This is a genomic window from Pseudomonas sp. Ant30-3 (genome assembly GCF_000690905.1).
GTDB lineage: Bacteria > Pseudomonadota > Gammaproteobacteria > Pseudomonadales > Pseudomonadaceae > Aquipseudomonas.
Window position 1 is genome coordinate 1 of sequence record NZ_JMCL01000102.1, and the last position, 21953, is coordinate 21953.

Annotated in this window: 23 protein-coding genes; 16 read left to right on the top strand and 7 right to left on the bottom strand. The window is 60.5% G+C overall.

All coding sequences use genetic code 11. The annotated features are described in order from the left end of the window. Nucleotides 1-138: 138 nt before the first annotated feature. The 3 genes from DU29_RS0122885 to DU29_RS0122895 all read right to left on the bottom strand — a co-directional run bounded on the left by DU29_RS0122885 (nt 139) and on the right by DU29_RS0122895 (nt 3094). On the bottom strand, nt 139-780 hold the full coding sequence (locus DU29_RS0122885) for an oxidoreductase (protein ID WP_028623802.1): 642 nt from the start codon (nt 778-780) through the stop codon (nt 139-141). Between the two features lie 27 nt (nt 781-807). Then, nucleotides 808-2526, bottom strand: coding sequence for a C13 family peptidase (locus DU29_RS0122890; protein ID WP_028623803.1), 1719 nt, complete (start codon nt 2524-2526; stop codon nt 808-810). 112 nt (nt 2527-2638) lie between these two features. Continuing rightward, a complete protein-coding gene (locus DU29_RS0122895) occupies nt 2639-3094 on the bottom strand; it encodes a MaoC family dehydratase (protein WP_028623804.1) in 456 nt (151 codons plus the stop codon). A 183-nt stretch (nt 3095-3277) separates the two neighbouring features. On the opposite strand from DU29_RS0122895, the gene DU29_RS0122900 reads away from it, so the two are divergent. From DU29_RS0122900 to DU29_RS0122910, 3 genes are read left to right on the top strand one after another with little or no spacing between them, the layout of a single operon-like run. Continuing rightward, a complete protein-coding gene (locus DU29_RS0122900) occupies nt 3278-3643 on the top strand; it encodes a CidA/LrgA family protein (RefSeq protein ID WP_028623805.1) in 366 nt (121 codons plus the stop codon). Next, a complete protein-coding gene (locus tag DU29_RS0122905; RefSeq protein ID WP_028623806.1) occupies nt 3640-4356 on the top strand; it encodes an LrgB family protein in 717 nt (238 codons plus the stop codon). The genes DU29_RS0122900 and DU29_RS0122905 overlap by 4 nt, the downstream gene beginning before the upstream one ends. A gap of 10 nt (nt 4357-4366) precedes the next feature. Next, nucleotides 4367-4957 (top strand): LON peptidase substrate-binding domain-containing protein, encoded by a 591-nt coding sequence (locus DU29_RS0122910; protein ID WP_028623807.1) that lies wholly within the window; start codon nt 4367-4369, stop codon nt 4955-4957. A gap of 155 nt (nt 4958-5112) precedes the next feature. On the opposite strand, the gene DU29_RS0122915 is transcribed toward DU29_RS0122910, so the two are convergent. Then, nucleotides 5113-6429, bottom strand: a complete 1317-nt coding sequence (locus DU29_RS0122915) for a bifunctional DedA family/phosphatase PAP2 family protein (RefSeq protein ID WP_028623808.1) — start codon at nt 6427-6429, stop codon at nt 5113-5115. 215 nt (nt 6430-6644) lie between these two features. After that, on the bottom strand, nt 6645-7301 hold the full coding sequence (locus tag DU29_RS0122920; protein WP_161781303.1) for a DNA-3-methyladenine glycosylase: 657 nt from the start codon (nt 7299-7301) through the stop codon (nt 6645-6647). 217 nt (nt 7302-7518) lie between these two features. Here DU29_RS0122920 and DU29_RS0122925 point away from each other — a divergent pair, with 217 nt between their 5' ends. The 13 genes from DU29_RS0122925 (at nt 7519) to DU29_RS0122985 (ending at nt 20106) form a co-directional block, all read left to right on the top strand. Then, a complete protein-coding gene (locus tag DU29_RS0122925; protein ID WP_028623810.1) occupies nt 7519-8790 on the top strand; it encodes a glutamate-5-semialdehyde dehydrogenase in 1272 nt (423 codons plus the stop codon). 64 nt (nt 8791-8854) lie between these two features. Further along, nucleotides 8855-9481 (top strand): nicotinate-nucleotide adenylyltransferase, encoded by a 627-nt coding sequence (gene nadD / locus DU29_RS0122930; protein WP_161781304.1) that lies wholly within the window; start codon nt 8855-8857, stop codon nt 9479-9481. 72 nt (nt 9482-9553) lie between these two features. Continuing rightward, the gene (gene rsfS, locus DU29_RS0122935; RefSeq protein ID WP_028623812.1) at nt 9554-10048 is read left to right on the top strand and encodes a ribosome silencing factor; all 495 of its coding nucleotides are present in this window, start codon (nt 9554-9556) and stop codon (nt 10046-10048) included. Between the two features lie 9 nt (nt 10049-10057). Beyond that, entirely contained in the window at nt 10058-10525 is a 468-nt protein-coding gene (gene rlmH / locus DU29_RS0122940; RefSeq protein WP_007937439.1) for a 23S rRNA (pseudouridine(1915)-N(3))-methyltransferase RlmH, read from the top strand. A gap of 9 nt (nt 10526-10534) precedes the next feature. Beyond that, nucleotides 10535-12430: a penicillin-binding protein 2 gene (gene mrdA / locus DU29_RS0122945; protein WP_028623813.1), complete on the top strand. Its 1896-nt coding sequence runs from the start codon at nt 10535-10537 to the stop codon at nt 12428-12430. A gap of 31 nt (nt 12431-12461) precedes the next feature. Beyond that, entirely contained in the window at nt 12462-13565 is a 1104-nt protein-coding gene (gene rodA / locus DU29_RS0122950; protein WP_050483161.1) for a rod shape-determining protein RodA, read from the top strand. 17 nt (nt 13566-13582) lie between these two features. Then, nucleotides 13583-14593, top strand: coding sequence for a lytic murein transglycosylase B (mltB, locus tag DU29_RS0122955; RefSeq protein ID WP_028623815.1), 1011 nt, complete (start codon nt 13583-13585; stop codon nt 14591-14593). Further along, complete coding sequence (locus tag DU29_RS0122960) at nt 14593-15609, top strand: septal ring lytic transglycosylase RlpA family protein (protein WP_028623816.1); 1017 nt, start codon at nt 14593-14595, stop codon at nt 15607-15609. Before mltB ends, DU29_RS0122960 begins: the two co-directional genes overlap by 1 nt. Nucleotides 15610-15803: 194 nt before the next feature. Next, nucleotides 15804-16961, top strand: coding sequence for a D-alanyl-D-alanine carboxypeptidase family protein (locus tag DU29_RS0122965; protein ID WP_028623817.1), 1158 nt, complete (start codon nt 15804-15806; stop codon nt 16959-16961). A gap of 85 nt (nt 16962-17046) precedes the next feature. Then, the gene (locus tag DU29_RS0122970) at nt 17047-17322 is read left to right on the top strand and encodes a DUF493 domain-containing protein (RefSeq protein ID WP_028623818.1); all 276 of its coding nucleotides are present in this window, start codon (nt 17047-17049) and stop codon (nt 17320-17322) included. Further along, entirely contained in the window at nt 17322-17969 is a 648-nt protein-coding gene (gene lipB, locus DU29_RS0122975; protein ID WP_028623819.1) for a lipoyl(octanoyl) transferase LipB, read from the top strand. The genes DU29_RS0122970 and lipB overlap by 1 nt, the downstream gene beginning before the upstream one ends. Before the next feature lies 1 nt (nt 17970). Further along, nucleotides 17971-18993, top strand: a complete 1023-nt coding sequence (gene lipA / locus DU29_RS0122980; protein ID WP_028623820.1) for a lipoyl synthase — start codon at nt 17971-17973, stop codon at nt 18991-18993. A gap of 162 nt (nt 18994-19155) precedes the next feature. After that, a complete protein-coding gene (locus tag DU29_RS0122985) occupies nt 19156-20106 on the top strand; it encodes a S66 peptidase family protein (protein WP_028623821.1) in 951 nt (316 codons plus the stop codon). 109 nt (nt 20107-20215) lie between these two features. On the opposite strand, the gene DU29_RS0122990 is transcribed toward DU29_RS0122985, so the two are convergent. Continuing rightward, nucleotides 20216-21538 (bottom strand): lytic murein transglycosylase, encoded by a 1323-nt coding sequence (locus DU29_RS0122990; RefSeq protein ID WP_028623822.1) that lies wholly within the window; start codon nt 21536-21538, stop codon nt 20216-20218. 62 nt (nt 21539-21600) lie between these two features. Further along, nucleotides 21601-21765 (bottom strand): alternative ribosome rescue factor ArfA, encoded by a 165-nt coding sequence (arfA, locus tag DU29_RS0122995; RefSeq protein WP_028623823.1) that lies wholly within the window; start codon nt 21763-21765, stop codon nt 21601-21603. Between the last annotated feature and the right edge of the window lie 188 nt (nt 21766-21953).

The following is a 21953-nucleotide window of genomic DNA, read 5'->3' on the forward strand; positions in this document are numbered from 1 at the left end:
CTTGCCCCCGTCGGTCTCGGAACAGAGGCAGAGACTGAACTCGTAGGGGGCCGCTGCGCGACCCAACGGGGGCAAGCCCCCTCGCCACGGATTAGAGCTTATGTGCCACAGGCCGCGCGCTTGCCACAGATTTGCGGCTTATTTACCCAACTTGCGCAACTCATCCGACTCAACCACCCGCACGCCATCCTGCTCTTCCAGCGCCAGTCGCCACATCGCGCGGGCCAGCTGACAGGCTTCGATGCCGTGATACTTGCCCGGAATCAACCGTGACAGCGGCCCGGCGACTTTCTCGGCCAGGCGCGGTTCGATGCGGTCGCCCAGCAGCAGCGAAGGTCGGCAGATGGTCAGTTGCGGCCAGTCCTGCGCGCGCAGTGCGTATTCCATTTCGCCTTTGACGCGGTTGTAGAAAATCGAGGATCGGCGATCGGCCCCCAAGGCACTGATCACGATCAGGTGCCGCGCACCCATCTCCCGCGCACGTTTGCCGAAAGCCACGACCATGTCCAGGTCCACGGCGCGAAACGCTTCCTCCGAACCCGCTTGCTTGATCGTCGTGCCCAGGCAGCAATAGGCGATGTCGACGCGGCCATTCAGTTGCGGCAGGAACACCGCCGGGTCGCCGACCGGGTTTTCCAGGTGCGGATGTTCAGCCAGTGGCCGCCTCGAAGGTGCCAGAACACGCGTGATCGTTGGCTCGTTGAGCAGGCGGTCGAGCAGGTGTTCACCGGTCAGACCAGTGGCTCCGGCAAGCAAAACGTGCTGAGGCGTCAAATACATAGTGTTTCTCCCCTGATACTGTTCAGCTTAGTTGCTCTTTGCATCCTTGTTGCCGATAGAGACACTTTGCAGCGCTTTTCGTGCCTGCTGCCTGCGCAATAGCTGCCAGTGGGAGAGAACGGTTTTGGGCGCCCAGATCTGTGGTTCGGAAGCCTCGAAGTTGTCGGCCAGCTCACGCTCGGCCACGGTCGCCTTGGCCAGTTTGAAGGCGTGTTCCAGGTCATCGGTCTGGTTCAGCGCCTTGGCGAAGAGGGCGTCGCCGAAGTAGGTGAAGTTGGCTTCTTCGGAACAGCCGAACGACACCCGATCTGCGCGCGAAGCCGTCATGATCAGTGTGCGTTCGTCCTTGAGGGCAGGGATGAATCCGCCGCTGTAGCAAGCTGAAATCACGATGATCTTGTCGCGGTTTTTCAATGGCGCGAGAACAGCGGCGAGTTCGTCGGTGGGCAAGTCGGAGAGTTGCATGCGTGGCTGCTCGAGGACCAGTTCGTGCTCGCTGGTGCCGTGGCTCGTCAGGTAGATGAACACCACGTCTTCGGGACCGCTGCGTTCGGCCAGGGTCAGGGCCGCGCGACGCAGGTTTTCCCGTGTGGCCATCGGGCGATCGACCAGGTGATCGCGATGGTTGACCAGACGAATCTGGCCAAACGCACCGAAGCGACTGGCGAGCATGTTACTGACGTAGTCGGACTCGCGCAGGAACACGCTTTGCTTGCCATCGCCGCCCAGGGTCAGGGTGTACAGTTCGATGGCCGGGGTCGAGGCGGGCACATTGGCCAGCGCCTCTTCGAGCAGGCGGCCCTGGGCCAGCAAACCCAGTTCGAGACTGTCGGGCAGCAACTTGCCGTCGGCATCGCGAACCCGTTGGCCATTGATCCACGTGCCGCTTTGCACGGTGCCATCGGTCAACACCAGCGTGCCGCGCCCGGAATAACTGTCGGCGTCGAACTGGCCGACGTAGAAACTGCCGTCGGACAGGTTCAGGCGCCCCTGACCGGTGAAACGCCAGTCATTGAACTGGCCAATGTAGTGGCTGCCATCCGCGCCGATCATTTCGCCCTTGCCGTTCAGCGCGCCCTCCTTGAACTGCCCGAGCCAGACATCGCCGTCGGCGTTCTCGTAGCGGCCCTTGCCGTGCAACTGATTGTTCTTGAAACCGCCGATGTACAAATCGCCTTCGGCACTGTTGAAAGTGCCGTTGCCTTCCAGCTGACCCTCCTTGAAATGCCCGCTGAACTGGTTGCCGCTGCTATCGCCGCGCTGGCCTTCACCGTTCGGTTGGCCGTTGGCGAATTGGCCCTGATACGAACTGCCGTCGTCCAGTTCAAGGCGACCGAGACCGGCGTATTGATCGGCTTTGAATTCGCCACGGTAGGTCATGCCGTTTTCTTTGAGGGTGCCTTCGCCATCCCTGCGCCCAGCCTTGAAGCCGCCGGAGTAGCTGCTGCCGCTGGTGCTTAGCGTGCCTTTGCCATCGAACAGGCCTTGATTGAAGCCGCCGCGATACACTTCGCCGTTGCTGCCGTGCCACTCACCCTGGCCATGCCATTGGCCTTTGTCGAATTCACCGGCGTACCAGCTGCCATTCGGATAATCGACACGGCCCTGGCCTTGCAGCAGCCCGTCGACCACTTCACCGCGATAGCGTCCGCCGTCCGGCAGACGCGCGTCAGGCGGCAACAGCGATTCGCCATCGCCGCAAGCGGTGAGCATCAGAGTCAGGGCGATAAGGGCAAGTGAGCGCATAGCGGGATCCGGGCAATTAGGCGACCGAGTATGCCGCAGCTCCATGATCTTATATAGCCGAGAGCACCGCAGAGGGCGCGAAACAGCCTGCGCTGCTTCGCATCCGGGATGGTTAGACGAAGGCGAGCGACAGCGGCTCGGCGATGTAGGCCGGTTTTTCCGAGCCTTCAATCTCCAGCGTGGCGGTGGCTTTGAGCAGCCATTGGCCGGGTTTCTTTTCGGTGACATCGGTCAGTTCGACCTTGAGGCGTACTTTCGAATCGACCTTGACCGGCTGGATGAAACGCACGCTGTCGAGACCGTAGTTGACCACCATCTTCAGACCTTCGGGCAGGACGAGGATGTCCTCCATCAGCTTGGGAATCAGCGACAGCGACAGGAAACCGTGGGCAATGGTGCTGCCGAAGGGCGTTTGCGCGGCTTTGACCGGATCGACATGAATGAACTGATAGTCGCCTGTGGCCTCGGCAAACAGGTTGATGCGCTCCTGATCGATGGTGAGCCATTCGGAACGTCCAAGCTCCTTGCCGACATAATCTTTGAGCTCTGCAACGGGAACATAGGGCATTGAGACTCTCCTTGGGTTCATCGATTTTTTATAGTTTTTGGGGGCGGGATTGGAGCTCCCGGCTTACCACTTTAGATCAACATGGCTATTTGCTCCGGTCAACCGACCATGCTTTTGGCGAATGCCGGTCCATAGCGCGGACATGCTTATAATGCCCGGCGAGAATTTGAGGAGAGACGACGGATGCTGTTACGTGGCCTGACCTGGCTGGTGTTGTTCCAATTGCTGGGCACCGCCCTCAATCATTTGTTTCTGCCTGTGTTGCCGGGGCCGATCATCGGTCTGCTGCTATTGCTCGTGTACCTGATCTGCCGGGGACAGGTCGGTGAACCGCTCAACCTTGCCGCCAGCAGCCTGCTGCGTTACCTACCGTTGCTGCTGGTGCCGCCGGCGGTGGGCGTGATGGTTTACGCCAAGGACATCGCTGCCGATTTCTGGGCGATTGTCGGTGCACTGGTGTTGTCGCTGCTGCTGTCGATGGCTTTCGCCGGCGTGCTGATGCAACGCATGATCAAGCGTCACGCGCCTCAGTCCGAGGATGCGCCATGATCCTCGACTGGCAGGGCGCGTGGGCCTCGGTGATTCATCACCCCTTGTTCGGTATCGGCATCACGCTGGGTGCGTATCAGTTGGTGCTGGCAGCCTTCGAAAAAACCCGCTGGATCTTTTTGCAACCGGTGCTGGTCTCCATGTTGTTGGTGATCGCTGTGCTGGTGGGTTGTGGGCTGAGTTATGCCGAATACCGCCAAAGCACCGAGATCCTCAGCATCCTGCTCGGCCCGGCTACGGTGGCGCTGGCCGTGCCGCTCTACCTGAACCTGCGGCGGATCCGGCAGTTGTTCTGGCCGATTTTTACTACGCTGGTGGTAGGCGGGGTGGTGGCCACGGGCATGGGCGTGTTGCTGGGATGGTCGTTTGGCGCCGAACACATGATCCTGATGACCATGGCGCCGAAGTCGGTGACCTCGCCGATTGCGATGTTGGTGGCCGAACAGATTGGCGGTGTCGCGGCGTTGGCGGCGGTGTTCGTACTGATCACCGGGGTCATCGGTGCGATTTTCGGTCCGGGTCTGTTGACGCGGTTAGGCGTGCACAGCCCAGAGGCGCGTGGCATGGCGCTGGGCATGACGGCCCACGCGGTCGGCACGGCGGTGGCCATGCAGGAAAACGAAGAATGCGGCGCCTTTGCGGCGCTGGCGATGAGTCTGATGGGCGTAGCCACGGCGGTATTCCTGCCGTTGGCAGTGTCGATGGTGGTGTAAGGAAATGTCTATGAGCATGCCGCTTTTTCCATTGAACACGGTGCTGTTTCCCGGGTGCATCCTCGATCTGCAAATCTTCGAGGCGCGCTACCTGGACATGATCGGGCGCTGCATGAAGCAGGGCGGCGGTTTCGGCGTGGTGTGCATTCTCGAGGGTGAAGAAGTCGGCATCGCACCGGCCGGTTATGCGCTGGTCGGCTGCGAAGCCGTGATCACCGATTTCAAGCAGCAGGAAAACGGTCTGCTGGGCATCCGCGTGCAGGGTGGGCGGCGTTTTCACGTGTTGCGCACCGAGGTTCAGCGTGACCAGTTGACGGTTGCCGAGGTCGAGTGGCTGGAAGATGAACCCGAGCAGCCGCTGCAGGATGAGGACGCGGATCTGGTGGCGCTGCTCAAGGCGTTAGCTGAGCACCCCATGGTCGAAGCCCTCAATATGGGCACCGAGGCGAAGGGGCAACAGTCATTGGCCAATCAGTTGGCGTACCTGTTGCCGTTTGCTGAAATGGACAAGATTGACCTGCTGCAACTCGACGATCCGCAGCAACGGCTGGATGCGATCCAGGCGTTGCTGGACGAATTGCAGGGCGAGTTGTTCGCCTGAAAGCCGCCTCTATTCCTGTAGCAGCTGCCGAGCACCGCGAGGCTGCGTCCAGCTCTGACTGCTGGTACTGACTTGGCGAGGACTGCGTCCTCGAACGCAGCCTCGCAGGCTCGGCAGCTGCTACAGGTTTGCAGCGACGCGGTTACAGATCTGTATCAGTAGGAGTAGCGCATCATCGCATTGGGCAAGTGTCGCAGGGCGAAGAAGCTGAACAGTGCCAACATCGCCGGCAGGATCAGCCACCAGACTCTGAAGGGGATGGCGTCGAGCTGCAGCTTGCGCTGATTAAGCCCTAGGCTCGCCGCACACACGCATGACGCCAGCATGGCGCCGGCCACTACGTCAGTGGGCCAGTGCGCGCCCAGATAGACCCGGGAAAGCGCGATCATCAGCGCCGGGATACACGCAATGAATAACCACGTCAGGCGCATTCTTGGCGGTTGTCCACGACCGGCCAGCACTGCCAGCGTCAAAAACAGTGCAAAGGCGCCGGAGGCGTGACCGCTGGGCATGCTGAAGGTGGTTAGTGGATCGCTGAGGACTTCCGGACGCACCCGGGCAAAAAACTGTTTAGTGAACGTGTTGGCCAGTGCGGTCAACAGCAGCGTGCTGCCGGCGAAAACCGCTTGCCTCCATTGCCGCGTCAGCAACAGCAACGTCGTCAGCAGAATGCTGAACAGCAGCATGTTGCGGAATTCGCCGATCAGCGTGAAGGTGACAGCGATTTCGTCCAGAGTAGCGCTGCGATGTTCCTGCACCAGGGTCATAACACCTTGGTCGAGCGCTGTCAGGTGCGGATAGCCGATGAACAGTCCCGCGAGAATCAACACGCCCATGCATGAGATCAAAACGGTCGCTTTGCGGTGCCGGCGTAAACTGCTGGTCACACTCAAACCGACCATTACCGCGATACTGCCGGCGACGATGCCGGCTTGCATCCAGAAACCTTCCGGCAATGGCAGACGAATCGCTGCGCCGGTGGCCCAACCGGGCAATAGATACGCCACGCTCCAGCCAGCGGCAGCCAGTAGACTGACCGCGGCAAAGCGCGGGAATGGCATGTCGAACATGCCGGCAACCATCGGCAGCATCGGGCGCAACGGGCCGATGAAGCGCCCGACCAGCAGGCTGGCGATACCATAGCGCTGGAAATAGGTTTCGGCGCTGCCGATCCATTCAGGGTGATGGCGTAGCCCAGGCAAACGCCGGATGTTCTGGTGGAAATGGCGACCGATGAAGTAGGAAACGATGTCGCCGAGCACTCCGGCAACAAATCCCAACAACAGCGTCTCGCTCAATGACAGTGCGCCGCTGCCGGCCAGCACGGCCACGGCAAACAGCAACACCGTGCCGGGCACGACCAGCCCGGCAATCGCCAGGCATTCCACGAAGGCCACAATGAATACTGCCGCAGCCAGCCATTGCGGGTTTGCCGCCAGCCATCCAGTCACGCTATCGAGCCATGGGCCCATAAAAACAACTCCATTGAATGTTTAAATTCCTGGCGAAAGACGCGATCGTGATAACGCCGAGTACCCTGTGGGCGACCTGTGGCGAGGGGGCTTGCCCCCGTTGGGCTGCGCAGCGCCCCCAAAATTGCTGATATGCCACAAATTTTGGTGAGTGCTACGCTCTCAAACGGGGGCAAGCCCCCTTGCCACAGGTGCTACCACAGGGACTTTCACTGTCACGACAACAAAAAATAATCCCGCCCTTCGACCTGCCCCCGGCGCAGCGGGTTCCTCGTGCAATACGGTGCGTACGCCGCGTCGACGAAGCGGTACATCAAGTGCTCGTCACGTCCCGTCGGAATGCCCAATCGGGTGGTTTGGATGATTTGCGGCGGTTCGGCACCGACATCCTCCACCAGCATCCATTCGTGGTCGAACCGTTTCGCATCCCACATCGGCACCTTCAAACCCAAGGCCTTGCACAGCAATGTCTGCCCGGCGCAAAGTTTTTGCGACGGGCGAGGGCGACCCTGGGCGTCGGGATTGTTCAACAGCATTTGCGCCAGACTCGCTGGCCCGCTCAACTCATCGACCCATGGATAGGCGGATTTGATGAGCACTGCGTTTCCCGGGCCCTTGGCGCTGAAGTTCAGCGAATCGCCACCGCGGGCGTAATACATATAGATGTGGCCGCCGTCCAGAAACAAAGCCTTACGCTTTTCTGTATAGCCGAGAGAGGCGTGGCTGCCTTTTTCTTCGAAGTAATATGCCTCGGTCTCGATGATTCGCGCGCTGAGCCACAGCTCACCGACCCGGTGGCGAATGACTTTGCCCAGTAAATCACGGGCCAGAAGTTGCGCGTCGCGGTCAAAGAAGGCGTCGGGGAGGCCCATGGGCAGGCGCGTGATAACGGTGGGAACAGTCAGATTGGACACGATGAACACGTTTATCAAGGCTGATTGAGTCGCGATGATACCAACGCGAAGCTTAATTCCGGCTGAATGTCGGCAATTTGCTGTCCATTTCGACCATCCGCCCGTCACCGCTGTTAGTCCCGGGACGCGGCAGCTATAATCTGCCGCTTTCCTCTTTGCAAGACCACGCCAGACCATGACTGAGTCCGTTCTTGACTACATGACCCGCCTGGGTCGCGCTGCCCGCGAAGCCTCTCGCGTCATTGGCCGTGCCAGCACCGCGCAGAAAAACCGCGCCTTGCAGGCTTCCGCCAATGCGCTTGACGCCGCACGCGTCGAGCTTGTCGCGGCCAACGAGCTGGATCTGGCGGCCGGTCGTGCCAGTGGTCTTGAACCTGCTTTGCTTGAGCGTCTGGCGCTGACGCCGGAGCGTATCGACGGCATGATTGTCGGCCTTCGCCAGGTTGCTGCCTTGCCGGACCCTGTCGGTGCGATCCGCGACATGAGCTTCCGGCCATCGGGCATCCAGGTGGGCAAAATGCGTGTGCCGCTCGGCGTGATCGGGATCATCTATGAATCCCGGCCGAACGTGACCATTGATGCCGCCAGCCTGTGCCTCAAGTCCGGCAATGCAACCATTTTGCGTGGCGGCTCTGAAGCCATCCATTCCAATCGGGCCATCGCCGCCTGCATTCAGCGCGGCCTGGCCGAAGCCGATCTGCCGGCCGCTGTGGTGCAAGTGGTCGAAACCACCGATCGCGCCGCCGTCGGCGCGCTGATCAGCATGCCGGAATACGTCGACGTCATCGTGCCGCGTGGTGGCCGCGGCCTGATCGAGCGGGTCAGCCGCGATGCCCGGGTCCCCGTGATCAAACACCTGGACGGCATCTGCCACGTCTACGTCAGTGCTCACGCCGACCTGGCAAAAGCACAACGCATCGCCTTCAATGCCAAGACTTATCGGTATGGCATCTGCGGTGCGATGGAAACGTTGCTGGTGGATCAAACCGTTGCCAAAGATTTCCTGCCGGCCATGGCCGCACAGTTCCGCGAAAAAGGCGTCGAGCTGCGCGGCTGCGAGCGTACGCAGGCGATCATCGATGCCAGCGCCGCGACTGAAGAAGACTGGAATACCGAGTATCTGGCGCCGATCCTGTCGATTCGTGTGGTCGACGGTCTGGATCAGGCCATCGAGCATATAAACGGCCATGGTTCCCACCACACCGACTCGATCGTCAGCGAAAACCTTAGCGAGACGCGGCGTTTCGTGGCTGAGGTCGATTCTGCGTCGGTGATGATCAACACCCCGACCTGCTTCGCCGATGGCTTTGAATACGGATTGGGTGCCGAAATTGGCATTTCTACTGATAAGCTGCACGCCCGCGGCCCGGTGGGGCTGGAAGGTCTGACCTGCGAGAAATACATCGTGGTCGGTGATGGCCAGTTGCGCGGCCAGGCGTCGGTCTGACTTGAGCGACCTCAATCCGTCAGCGCCGAGCACGCCCTGCGACCCTGCGCCACGACGCATCGGCATGCTGGGCGGGACGTTCGATCCGGTGCACATCGGCCATTTGCGTGGCGCGCTGGAAGTCGCCGAATCGTTGGCGCTTGATGAATTGCGTCTGACACCGAGTGCGCGGCCGCCTCATCGCGGCACGCCGCAAGTGTCGGCCAAAGACCGTCTGGCGATGGTCGAGTGCGCGGTGGCCGGTGTGGCGCCGTTGGTGGTGGATGCCCGCGAATTGCAGCGGGACAAACCGTCCTACACCATCGATACCCTGGAATTGATGCGTGCCGAACTGGCCGCGCAAGACCAGGTTTTTCTGCTTCTGGGCTGGGACGCGTTTTGCGGCCTGCCCACTTGGCACCGCTGGGAAGAGTTGCTCCAGCATTGCCACATCCTGGTGCTGCAACGCCCGGATGCCGACAGCGAACCGCCGGATGCCTTGCGCAACCTGCTGGCAGCGCGCTCGGTGAGCGACCCGCTGGCCCTGAAAGGGCCGAGCGGACAGATTGCATTCGTCTGGCAGACGCCGCTCGCGGTTTCCGCCACCCAGATCCGTCAACTGCTGGCCAGCGGTAAGTCGGTACGTTTCCTGGTGCCCGACGCGGTCCTGGCCTATATCGATGCGCACGGGCTTTACCGTGCGTCGAACTGAATGGGAGTGCTTCAAGGCACGTGCAACAACGTGTATTGAACCACCCGAACACACGAGCAAAACGAGTTTTATATGACTGACAAAGACGTAGCTAAAGTAAAGCGCAAAGGCACATTCAAGAGCGCTCCGCTGCCAGTAGAGGTTCAAACCGGGCCGGAGCTGCGTGGCGAAGAACTGGTCAAGGTTGCCGTTGCAGCCCTGGAAGACGTGAAAGGCCAGGACATCCAGGTCATCGACGTTCGTGAAAAGCAGAGCATTACTGACTTCATGATCATCGCAACCGGTACTTCGAACCGCCAGATCGGCGCGATGCTGGACAAGGTCCGCGAAGCCGTCAAAGCCCTGGGCGTCAAGCCACTGGGTGAAGAAGGCAAGGGCGACAGCGACTGGGTCCTGTTGGACATGGACGATGTCATCGTGCACATGATGACTGCCTCGGCACGCCAGTTCTATGACCTGGAGCGCCTGTGGGCCGGTGCCGAGCAAAGCCGTTCGGCCAGCGCTGCTCACCACAGCCCGGAAAACACCCATGAGCATTTCACCAAGCTCAACAAAGACCAGCAATAAGGGCCCGCTGTGCGACTGCGACTGATCGCCGTCGGTTCACGCATGCCCAAATGGGTGGAAGAAGGCTGGCATGAATATGCCAAGCGTCTTCCGTCCGAGCTGGCGCTGGAACTGGTGGAAATACCGCTCAACACCCGCGGCAAGAACGCCGACGTGGCGCGTTTCATCCGTCAGGAAGGCGAAGCCATGCTGGCCAAGGTCGGGCCGAACGAGCGGGTTGTGACTCTCGAAGTCCACGGCAAGCCCTGGAGCACCGAGCAACTGGCGGTCGAACTCGATCGCTGGCGGCTGGACTCGCGCACGGTCAATTTCATGGTCGGCGGCCCCGAAGGGCTGGCGCCTGAAGTCTGTGCCCGCGCTGATCAGCGCTGGTCGCTCTCGCCGTTGACATTGCCGCACCCGCTGGTGCGGATTCTCATCGGCGAACAGCTGTATCGTGCCTGGACAGTTCTGTCCGGCCACCCCTATCACAAGTAGTTCTGCCTCATGCCCCAGCCGATCCGCATCAAGGACCACGAAAAAGACGCCCGTCTGGTGCGTGGCCGTGTCGTGTTCGGTGCAATTGCGGTGGTGGCGCTGATTTGTGTGCTGATCGCGCGGCTGTATTTCCTCCAGGTGATCCAGTACGAGTATCACTCGACCCTGTCGGAAAACAACCGGGTTCACGTGCAGCCGATTCCGCCGACTCGCGGGTTGATCTTCGACCGCAATGGCGTGGTGGTGGCCGATAACCGGCCCAGCTTCAGCCTGAGCATGACCCGCGAGCGCTCTGGCGACTGGCAGCAAGTGCTCGACGTGATTGTTGAAGTGCTGGAGCTGACGCCGGAAGACCGGGGGATCTTCGAAAAACGCATGCGCCAGGGGCGTCGGCCATTCGAGCCGGTGCCGATCCTGTTCGAACTGACCGAAGAGCAGATCGCCCGGATCGCGGTGAACCAGTTCCGCCTGCCGGGGGTGGAAGTAGTTGCGCAACTGGTGCGGCATTATCCGCAGGGCGCGCATTTTGCGCACTCGGTGGGCTACATGGGGCGGATCAACGAGAAAGAGCTGAAAACCCTCGATCCGGTCAATTACAGCGGCACTCACCACATCGGCAAAACCGGCATCGAGCGTTTCTACGAGCCCGAGCTCCACGGTCAGGTGGGTTACGAAGAAGTCGAAACCAACGCTCGAGGCCGCGTCTTGCGGGTGCTCAAGCGGACCGATCCGATTCCCGGCAAGGACATCGTCCTGAGCCTGGACATCAAATTGCAGGAAGCCGCCGAAGCCGCGCTGGGCGGACGCCGTGGCGCGGTGGTGGCGCTGGATCCGGCGACCGGAGAAGTACTGGCGATGGTCAGTCAGCCGAGTTTCGATCCGAACCTGTTCGTCACCGGCATCAGCTTCAAGGCTTACGCCGAGCTGCGCGATTCCATCGACCGGCCGTTGTTCAACCGCGTACTGCGCGGTCTGTACCCGCCGGGTTCGACGATCAAGCCGGCGGTGGCGATTGCCGGACTGGACGCTGGCGTCGTGACCGCGTCGAGCCGGGTTTACGATCCCGGCTTTTACCAACTGCCTAATTACGACCACAAATACCGTAACTGGAACCGCAGTGGCGATGGCTATGTTGATCTGGACATGGCGATCATGCGGTCCAACGACACCTATTTCTACGACCTTGCGCACAAGCTCGGGATTGACCGGTTGTCGGCGTACATGAGCAAGTTTGGCATCGGCCAGAAGGTCTCGCTGGACATGTTCGAAGAGTCGGCGGGGCTGATGCCGACGCGGGAATGGAAACGCGCGACCCGGCGTCAGCCCTGGTTCCCGGGTGAAACGCTGATTCTGGGGATCGGCCAGGGCTACATGCAGTCGACCCCGTTGCAACTGGCCCAGGCCACGGCATTGGTTGCGAACAAAGGCATCTGGAATCGCCCGCACCTGGCCAAGACTGTCGAAGGCGAGCGGCCGAAGGATGACAACCCGATGCCGGACATCATTCTGCGTGACCCGTCCGACTGGACCAAGGTCAACCACGGCATGCAACAGGTGATGCACGGTGCCCGCGGTACAGCGCGCAAAGCGGCGATCGGCGCGCAATACCGCATCGCCGGCAAAAGCGGTACGGCTCAGGTCGTGGCGATCAAACAGGGTGAGAAGTACGACCGCTCCAAGGTCCAGGAGCGCCATCGCGACCACGCCCTGTTCGTCGGCTTCGCGCCGGCCGACAACCCGAAGATTGTGGTGTCGGTGATGGTCGAGAACGGTGAGTCCGGGTCCGGCGTTGCCGCGCCGGTAGTGCGACAGATCATGGACGCCTGGCTGCTGGATCAGGAAGGCCACCTCAAGGCCGAATATGCCAGCCCAATCAGTGCGGAGGCTACGGCCCGTGAAGAGTAATTTTGATCGCATCCTCTCCAGCGAGGATGTGATGCGTCGGCGTGCGACGCTGTTGCAACGCCTGCACATCGACGGTCCGTTGCTGATTCTGCTGCTGATGCTGGCCGCCGGCAGCCTGTTCGTTCTCTATTCGGCCAGTGGCAAGAGCTGGGATCTTCTGGCCAAGCAAGCCACGTCGTTCGGCATCGGTCTGGTGTCGATGATTGTCATCGCTCAATTCGAGCCGCGCTTCATGGCCCGCTGGGTGCCGGTGGGTTATGTGATCGGCGTGCTGTTGCTGGTTGTGGTGGATGTCATGGGCCACAACGCCATGGGTGCCACGCGCTGGATCAACATTCCCGGGGTTATCCGTTTCCAGCCTTCGGAATTCATGAAGATCCTGATGCCGGCGATGATTGCCTGGTACTTGTCCAAGCGCACGTTGCCGCCGCAGCTCAAGCATGTCGGCGTGAGTCTGTTTTTGATCGGGTTGCCCTTTATTCTGATCGTGCGTCAGCCCGACCTCGGTACTTCGTTGCTGATTCTCGCGGGCGGCGCGTTTGTGCTGTTCATGGGTGGCCTGCGCTGGCGCTGGATCATGAGCGTGCTTGCCGCCGCCGTGCCTGTAGCGATCGCCATGTGGTACTTCGTCATGCACGATTACCAGAAACAGCGGGTGCTGACGTTTCTCGACCCGGAAAGCGATCCGCTCGGCACTGGCTGGAACATCATTCAGTCGAAAGCCGCCATCGGTTCCGGCGGCGTATTCGGCAAGGGCTGGCTGTTGGGCACCCAGTCGCACCTGGACTTCCTGCCGGAAAGCCACACCGACTTCATTATTGCGGTGCTGGGTGAAGAGTTCGGCCTGGTGGGCATCTGCGCACTGCTGCTGATTTATCTGTTATTGATCGGTCGCGGGTTGGTAATTACCGCCCAGGCCCAGACATTGTTCGGCAAATTGCTCGCCGGAGCGTTGACCATGACGTTTTTTGTTTACGTTTTCGTCAACATCGGTATGGTCAGTGGCCTGTTGCCGGTTGTAGGGGTGCCGTTGCCATTCATTAGCTACGGAGGAACTTCGCTGGTGACGCTACTGTCAGCGTTTGGGGTTTTGATGTCGATCCATACCCATCGTAAGTGGATCGCACAGGTTTGAATAAGGTGAAGAGTTCAATGCAAGTAATGCGTGGCTGGGCGACTCGATACGCGCCGTGGGTCGGCCTGGTAGGCATCCTTGGTACTGCGCGGGAAGCGTCGGCCGGCGATTACGAAGGTTCACCCCAGGTGGCCGAATTCGTCGGTGAACTGACCCGCGACTACGGTTTCGCCGGTGAACAGTTGATGGGTGTGTTGCGCGAAGCCCAGCGCAAGCAGTCGATTCTTGACGCCATCTCCAGGCCTGCCGAGCGGGTCAAACAGTGGAAAGAATACCGGCCAATGTTCATCACCGATGCGCGCATCGCCCGTGGTGTGGACTTCTGGCGCCAGCATGAAGCGGTGCTGGCCAGGGCCGAGCAGGAATACGGCGTGCCGGCGCAGGTGATTGTGTCGATCATTGGCGTAGAAACCTTTTTCGGCCGCAATACCGGCAACTTCCGAGTGATCGATGCGTTGTCGACCCTGGGCTTCGACTATCCTCCTCGCGCTGAATTCTTCCGCAAGGAGCTGCGCGAGTTTCTTCTGCTGGCCCGTGAAGAGCAGGTGGATCCGCTGACGCTCAAAGGCTCCTACGCCGGTGCGATGGGGCTGCCGCAGTTCATGCCGAGCAGCTTCCGCGCTTACGCAGTGGACTTCGACGGCGATGGCCACATCAATATCTGGACCAACCCGGACGATGCCATTGGCAGTGTTGCCAGTTACTTCAAGCGTCATGGCTGGGTGGCCGGCGAACCCGTCGTCAGTCGCGCCGATGCGCGGGGTGAGCAGGCTGACGAAGGTTTGACCACGGGCATCGAACCGACTAAAACCGTCGGGGAGTTGCGGGCGTTGGGGTGGTCAAGTCATGATGCGCTGCGCGATGATATGCCTGTCACGGCATTCCGCCTGGAAGGTGACAAGGGGCCTGAGAACTGGATGGGCCTGAAGAATTTTTACGCAATCACGCGTTATAACCGCAGTGTGATGTACGCCATGGCCGTACATCAACTGTCTGAGCAGCTGGTCCAAGCACGGGGCGTCAAGTAATGCGGGCATTGCCTATGAATCAACCCCTGAAGCTCGTGGCGTTCGCCGGCTTGGCGCTGCTGGTTGCCAGCTGTACGACCAGCCGCTCGCCGACGCCGACAAAGTCGCCTTCCACCGCTGTGCGCGCAACGCCGGGGCTGGACATCAACCGTGCCCACAAAGATGGCGCGCCGTGGTGGGACGTCGATGTTTCGCGTATCCCGGATGCCACCCCGACCCTGCACAGCGGTCCTTATAAAGCCAACCCGTACACGGTGCTGGGCAAGACCTACTTCCCGCAGCAAGAGTCGAAAACCTACGTCGCCTCGGGCACAGCGTCCTGGTACGGCACCAAGTTCCATGGGCAGAACACCGCCAATGGTGAGGTGTATGACCTGTACGGCATGAGTGCCGCACACAAGACGTTGCCATTGCCGAGTTACGTTCGTGTGACCAACCTGGACAACAACAAGACGGTTGTCCTTCGGGTCAACGATCGCGGGCCGTTTTATTCCGACCGGATCATCGACCTCTCCTATGCCGCCGCCAAGAAACTGGGCTATGCCGAAAGCGGCACCGCACGGGTCAAGGTTGAAGGCATCGATCCTCAACAGTGGTGGGCCGCCAAAGGCCGTGCGGCGCCTTTGATGTTGAACGAGCCAAAAATTGCGCAGACTGGCGCCCCGGTGCTGACGGCTTCTACCGGCACCGTCGAGCAATGGACACCACCGCCGCAGCAACACGCCGCGGCCGTTGTGCCAGTGCAGATCGATGCAAAAAAAAACGCTTCTGTACCAGCGTCTGGCCAGTATCTGCAGGTGGGCGCGTTCGCCAACCCGGACGCTGCAGAACTCCTGAGATCGAAGCTCAGCGGGATGGTGAGCGCTCCGGTGTTCATCAGTTCGATCGTGCGTAACCAGCAGACCTTGCACCGGGTTCGCCTCGGGCCAATCGGCTCGCCGAATGAAATCCAGCAAGTGCAGAACAGCGTGCGTCTGGCCAATCTTGGTTCGCCGAGCGTGGTCACCGCCGAGTAACACGCAGTACCTGATTGACGGTTCACTCGCGATTTTGGGGGGAACCTGGTTGTTGGCTCGCTGAAGAACAAAAGCCCGGCAAGGGTTCTGAGCGAACAGCTGAACACGCGATGGCTCGTTGGGTTTAACAAGCCTGAAGGCCATCTGATTAGTTTTGCCCTTGGGCAGTTTCCATTAGCGATTTCGAGAGACGGATGAACATCACCACCTTTGCCAAACGCATTTGCCTGCTAGTCCCGCTGCTCCTCTCGCCTGCCGCTTTCGCGGTCGAGATGATGCCGTCGCCACCTCAACTGGCTGCCAAGTCCTACGTGCTCATGGACGCCAGCAGCGGCAATGTGCTGGTCGAGAACAACGGTGACCAGCGTCTGCCGCCGGCCAGCCTGACCAAGCTGATGACCGCCTACCTTGCCACCCTGGAAATCCGTCGTGGCCAGATCGGCGAAAACGATCCAGTGACCGTCAGCGAAAATGCCTGGCGCACCGGCGGTTCGCGGATGTTCATCAAGGTCGGCTCGCAGGTGACTGTGAGCGATCTGCTGCACGGCATCATCATTCAGTCGGGCAACGACGCCAGTGTTGCGCTTGCCGAGCACATCGCCGGCAGCGAAGACGCGTTCGCCGACATGATGAACAAAACCGTGGCCGACCTGGGCATGACCAACAGCCACTTCATGAACCCGACCGGTTTGCCGAACCCTGAGCACTACTCGTCGGCTCACGACATGGCCGTGCTGGCTCGCGCAATCATCCACGAAGACCCGGCTCACTATGCGATCTACTCGCAGAAAGAGTTCTTCTGGAACGGCATCAAGCAACCCAACCGCAACCTGCTGCTGTGGCGCGACAAGACTGTGGACGGTCTGAAAACCGGTCACACCGACGAAGCCGGCTACTGCATGGTGTCTTCGGCTGTGCGTGACGGCATGCGCCTGATCGCCGTGGTGTTCGGCACCAACAGTGAAGTGGCGCGTGCTTCTGAAACCCAGAAGCTGCTGACCTACGGTTTCCGTTTCTTCGAAACCCAGACCTTCTATCAGAAAGGCACCGAGCTGGCTCAGGCACCGGTCTGGAAAGGCACCACCAATCAAGTCAAGGCCGGCCTGGCCCAAGACCTGACCATGACCCTGCCGAAGGGCCAGCTGAAAAAGCTCGCCGCCAGCATGACCATGAACCCGCAACTGATTGCACCCATCGCCAAGGGCGACGTGATCGGTAAAGTCGAAGTCAAGCTGGACGAGAAGGTCGTGCACAGCGCCGACCTGATCGCTCTGGATGGCGTCGAGGAGGGTGGTATCTTCCGTCGCATGTGGGATAGCATCCGTCTATTCTTCTACGGCTTGTTCAACTGATTTGTGTTGACCCGCATGGCCCCGCCCCGATCAGGCGCGGGGCCAGGCGCGTTACCACGGCTTGCACTTACGAGGCCGTTACGCCATGACCGATACCGAAGTAAAGGCGCCAAAGATCGAATTCCCTGCCAATGATTATCCGGTTAAGGTGATCAGCGACACGGGTGTCGGCAACAAGGACAAGATCATCGAAATCGTCAAGAAGCACGCGACCATCAACGATGAGCGAATTGACGAGCGTTCAAGCAGCAACGGCAAATACACCACTATCCAGTTGCACATTGTCGCCACCGGCCAAGACCAGCTGTACGACATCAACAGCGAGTTACGTGCTACCGGTTTCGTACACATGGTGTTGTGATGTCCGGCACGCTGGGCTTTCGTGAGCTCGGCCAGATGGCTTACGAGCCGGTCTGGCATGCCATGCAACGCTTCACCAACGAACGCGGCAGCGATGCCGCCGACGAAATCTGGCTGGTCGAGCACCCTCCAGTGTTCACCCAGGGCCAGGCCGGCAAGGCCGAACATTTGCTGCTGCCGGGTGATATTCCTGTCGTGCAGGTCGACCGCGGTGGTCAGGTGACTTATCACGGTCCCGGTCAGTTGGTGGCCTACCTGTTGCTCGACGTGCGCAAGCTGGGTTTCGGCGTGCGAGACCTGGTCACGCGTATGGAACATTGCCTGATCGAGCTGTTGGCCAGTTATGGTGTGACGGCGGCGGCCAAGCCAGATGCACCGGGTGTCTATGTTGACGGGGCAAAAATTGCCTCGCTGGGTCTGCGGATCCGCCACGGCTGTTCGTTTCATGGCCTGGCCCTGAACGTGGACATGAACCTGGAACCGTTTCGACGGATTAATCCCTGCGGCTACGCCGGGCTGGCGATGACCCAGCTGAGCGATCACGCAGGATCGATTGAATTTGCCGAGGTAAGTGCCCGGCTGCGTGCGCAGCTCGTCAGACACCTCGACTATGCTGAGCAGACGACCCTCACGGGCGGAATCGACTGATATGACTACTGATGCAGTGCAAACCATGATCCCGACGCTGGATGTCACCGAGCGTCCGGCCCCGCGTGCCAAGGTTGAAGCCGGCGTCAAGCTGCGCGGCGCCGAGAAGGTTGCACGCATCCCGGTGAAGATCATCCCGACCACCGAACTGCCGAAGAAACCCGACTGGATCCGCGTGCGCATCCCGATTTCGCCGGAAGTCGACCGCATCAAGGCGCTGCTGCGCAAACACAAGCTGCACAGTGTGTGCGAGGAAGCGTCCTGCCCGAACCTGGGGGAATGCTTCTCCGGTGGCACCGCGACGTTCATGATCATGGGCGACATCTGCACCCGTCGCTGCCCGTTCTGCGACGTCGGCCACGGCCGTCCGAAGCCACTCGACGTGAATGAGCCGCAAAGCCTGGCCATCGCCATCGCCGACCTCAAGCTCAAGTACGTGGTGATCACCTCCGTTGACCGCGACGACCTGCGTGACGGCGGTGCCCAGCATTTTGCCGACTGCATCCGCGAGATCCGCAAGCTGTCGCCGAATGTGCAGCTCGAAACCCTGGTCCCGGACTACCGCGGGCGCATGGACGTCGCGTTGGAAATCACGGCAGCCGAGCCGCCGGATGTGTTCAACCACAACCTTGAGACCGTGCCGCGCCTGTACAAGGCCGCGCGTCCGGGTTCGGATTACCAGTGGTCGCTGACCCTGCTGCAACGCTTCAAGCAGATGATGCCGCACATTCCTACCAAGTCCGGTTTGATGCTGGGGCTGGGTGAAACCGATGAAGAAGTCATCGAAGTCATGAAGCGCATGCGTGAGCACGACATCGACATGCTGACCCTTGGTCAATACCTGCAGCCGTCGCGCAGCCACTTGCCGGTCCAGCGTTTTGTACACCCGGACACCTTCGCCTGGTTCGCCGAGGAAGGTTACAAGATGGGCTTCAAAAACGTTGCGTCCGGCCCGCTGGTACGTTCTTCGTACCACGCCGACGAGCAGGCGAAGCTGGTCAAGGCTGAACTGATGTCGTCCTGATAAAAATGCCCGCCAGGTGATGTCAGCCTGGCGGGCGTTTTTTTGCAATGCCTACGGTCACTGCTGCTTTTTCCTGCGACCTGCGGGGCGCGTGATCCTCTTCTGTTTGTCCCCGTTCCTGACTACTGTGTGCCTGACGCAATCGCACAGGGAGATTCATGGATGACCGTTCGACCGACCCACACTCTTTGCCCTCATACACCCGTGCCAGCCCTGCCATCGGAAGGTCTGATCGGCGTGATCGCACCCGCCGGGCCAGCCGCGCTGGACACTGAAAAAGCATTCGCCTGGATGCGGGCCCGCGGATACGCCCTGCGGATTTTCCCCGGTGTTTATGAGGCGGATGGCTACCTCGCCGGCAGCGACGATGTGCGCCTCAACGATCTGCACGGGGCTTTCGAAGACAGTGAGGTCGATGCAATCATCTGCCTGCGCGGTGGCTACGGTACCCCGCGTTTGCTCGACCGTATCGATTTCGAGCTGTTGCAGACCAATGCCAAGCCGTTCATTGGCTACAGCGACATCACCGCGCTGCACCTGGCGATCAGTCGATATGCAGGGTTCGTGACGTTTCATGGGCCACTGCTAAACGCGGACTTGCTGGGCAACCGGCAGAAACCTACGGAGGCCTCGTTTTTCAATATGCTCAGAGGGCAGATGAAGGCGGGCAGTCTGCTGGCACATCCGGTGGCGTGGCCGTTGACCACGATCGAACCAGGCATCGCTCACGGGCGTTTGCTCGGCGGTAATCTGTCGATAATCGCCGCGACCATGGGCACGCCTTTTGAGATGGATGCGGAAGGCGTGATCCTGTTCATCGAGGACATCAATGAGCCGTTGTACCGAATCGACCGGCTGCTGACCCATCTGCGACTCGCTGGCACGCTTGGCAAGCTGCGCGGGGTGCTGGTGGGGGATGTGGCGGGTGTGGATGCGGCTGTGCTCGAGCGGTTGCTCAAGCAGACGTTCGAACCATTGCGCATACCGGTGCTGGCCGGCTGGCGCAGCGGGCATTGCGATCCGAACCTGACGTTGCCGATGGGCGCGTTGGTTCGGCTGGATGCTGGGAATAAAGAATTGGTGTTGGAGCAGGATGTGGTGGTCAAGGCTTAGGCATTCATCGCCTGACAGTGAGTCTTCGCGAGCAGGCTCGCTCCCACATTCGACCATGTCCCCCTAAAGAACACGGTCACCTGTGGGAGCGAGCCTGCTCGCGAAGCTTTTAGCGGTTGCGAAGGCCTTCCAGCAACTTATGCGTCGGATAACCATCCGCCGGCCAGCCGAACGATTGCTGCGCGCTACGGATCGCTTTGCGCGTGTTTGCGCCAATGATGCCATCGGCGGTGCCCGCGTCGTACTGCTGAGCGCTCAGGAGGGTTTGCAGCTCGATACGCTCGGTGCGACTCAGCGGCATATCATCTTTTGGCCATGAGCCACTGATCAAACCGCCGCCGCTGAAACGCTCGGACAGCAGGCTCACCGCCAAGGCATAGGACGACGAATTGTTGTACTTGAGAATCGCGCGGAAGTTGTCGAGGACCAAAAACGCCGGGCCGCGATGACCCGCTGGCAGCAGCAGCGCAGCGGAGAGGTTTTCCGACCCGGCGGGAGGCTGGGCACCATTGGGCAGCGTCACGCCCAGTTGGCGCCACTCGGCGACACTCTTGCGAATCGCGCCGTCGGCCAGCACGTAATCGAAGCTACTCGCCAGTTGCACCTCGAAGCCCCAGGGTTGGCCACGCTGCCAGCCGGAGCTTTGCAGATAGTGCGCGGTCGACGCCAGTGCATCGGCGGGGCTGCCCCAGATGTCGCGGCGGCCGTCCCCATCGAAATCCACGGCGTGGGTGTTGTAGGTGGTCGGGATGAATTGGGTTTGCCCCATCGCTCCGGCCCAGGAACCCAGCATCTTCTCCGGCTCGATGTCACCCTGTTGCAGAATCTGCAGGGCGGCGATCAATTGCGCATGGGCAAAGCCCGGGCGCCGGCCTTCATACGCCAGCGTCGCAAGGGAATTGATGACCGACTTGCTGCCCTGGAACTGACCGAAATTGCTCTCCATGCCCCACACCGATACGAGCGCCTGGCGATCGACACCATAGCGCTGCTCGATGCTTTGCAGGATGTCGGCATACTGGCTGACCAGCGCCTGACCTTTGCGCACCCGCAACGGCGATAACGCACCGTCGAGGTATTCCCAGACCGGCCGGGAAAATTCCGGCTGGCTGCGGTCGGCACGAATTACGCTGTTGTCGATGCTGACATTGGCAAACGCGCGATCGAACAAGTCGGCACGAATACCGGCGGCCAAAGCGTCCTTACGGAAACCGGCCTGCCATTCGGCGAAAGTCTGAGTCGGCTGCAGATTGAGGTCGTCACCGGTCGGCACCACGGGAGGGATCACCGCAGGGGCTGTCGCGACGGGAAGTGTCTTTAGAGGTTGGGCGTCGGCGGCGGTTGGTTTCTCCGCGCAGGCGACAAGCAGAACTAGGCTGGAGGCTGCAATCAGTTGGCGCAGGGGCCAACGACGAGAAATACAAAAGGGCATGCACGGGTCCAGGGAATACGGATCAGGTGCAGACCTTAACATGTTGCGCGATGGCTTGCCTTTCAGGCCGCCAGAAAGTAAGAAGCCTCCCAGTTGTCAGACTGGAAGGCTTCGCGGCGGTAGCTGCCTTTGCCCTTGCCGGCGCGTTCCTGTCGGCTGCGGAACAGTGGCTGGGCGATGATGGATTTGGCCTTGTTGGGGCCATTTCTGGATGGCTTTTTGCTCATGAGCGAGTCTCTCGATTGAGTGGGTGTTTGCGGGGAAAATGATCTGCCGAACTGTGGTGTCTGTCTATAGGACACATGCGGGTAGGTTTTGTAAGGCAAAAAGATCGCAGCCTCGTTTCACTCGACAGCTCCTACAACGGAATACGCCGTCCTGTAGGAGCTGTTGAGTGAAACGAGGCTGCGATCTT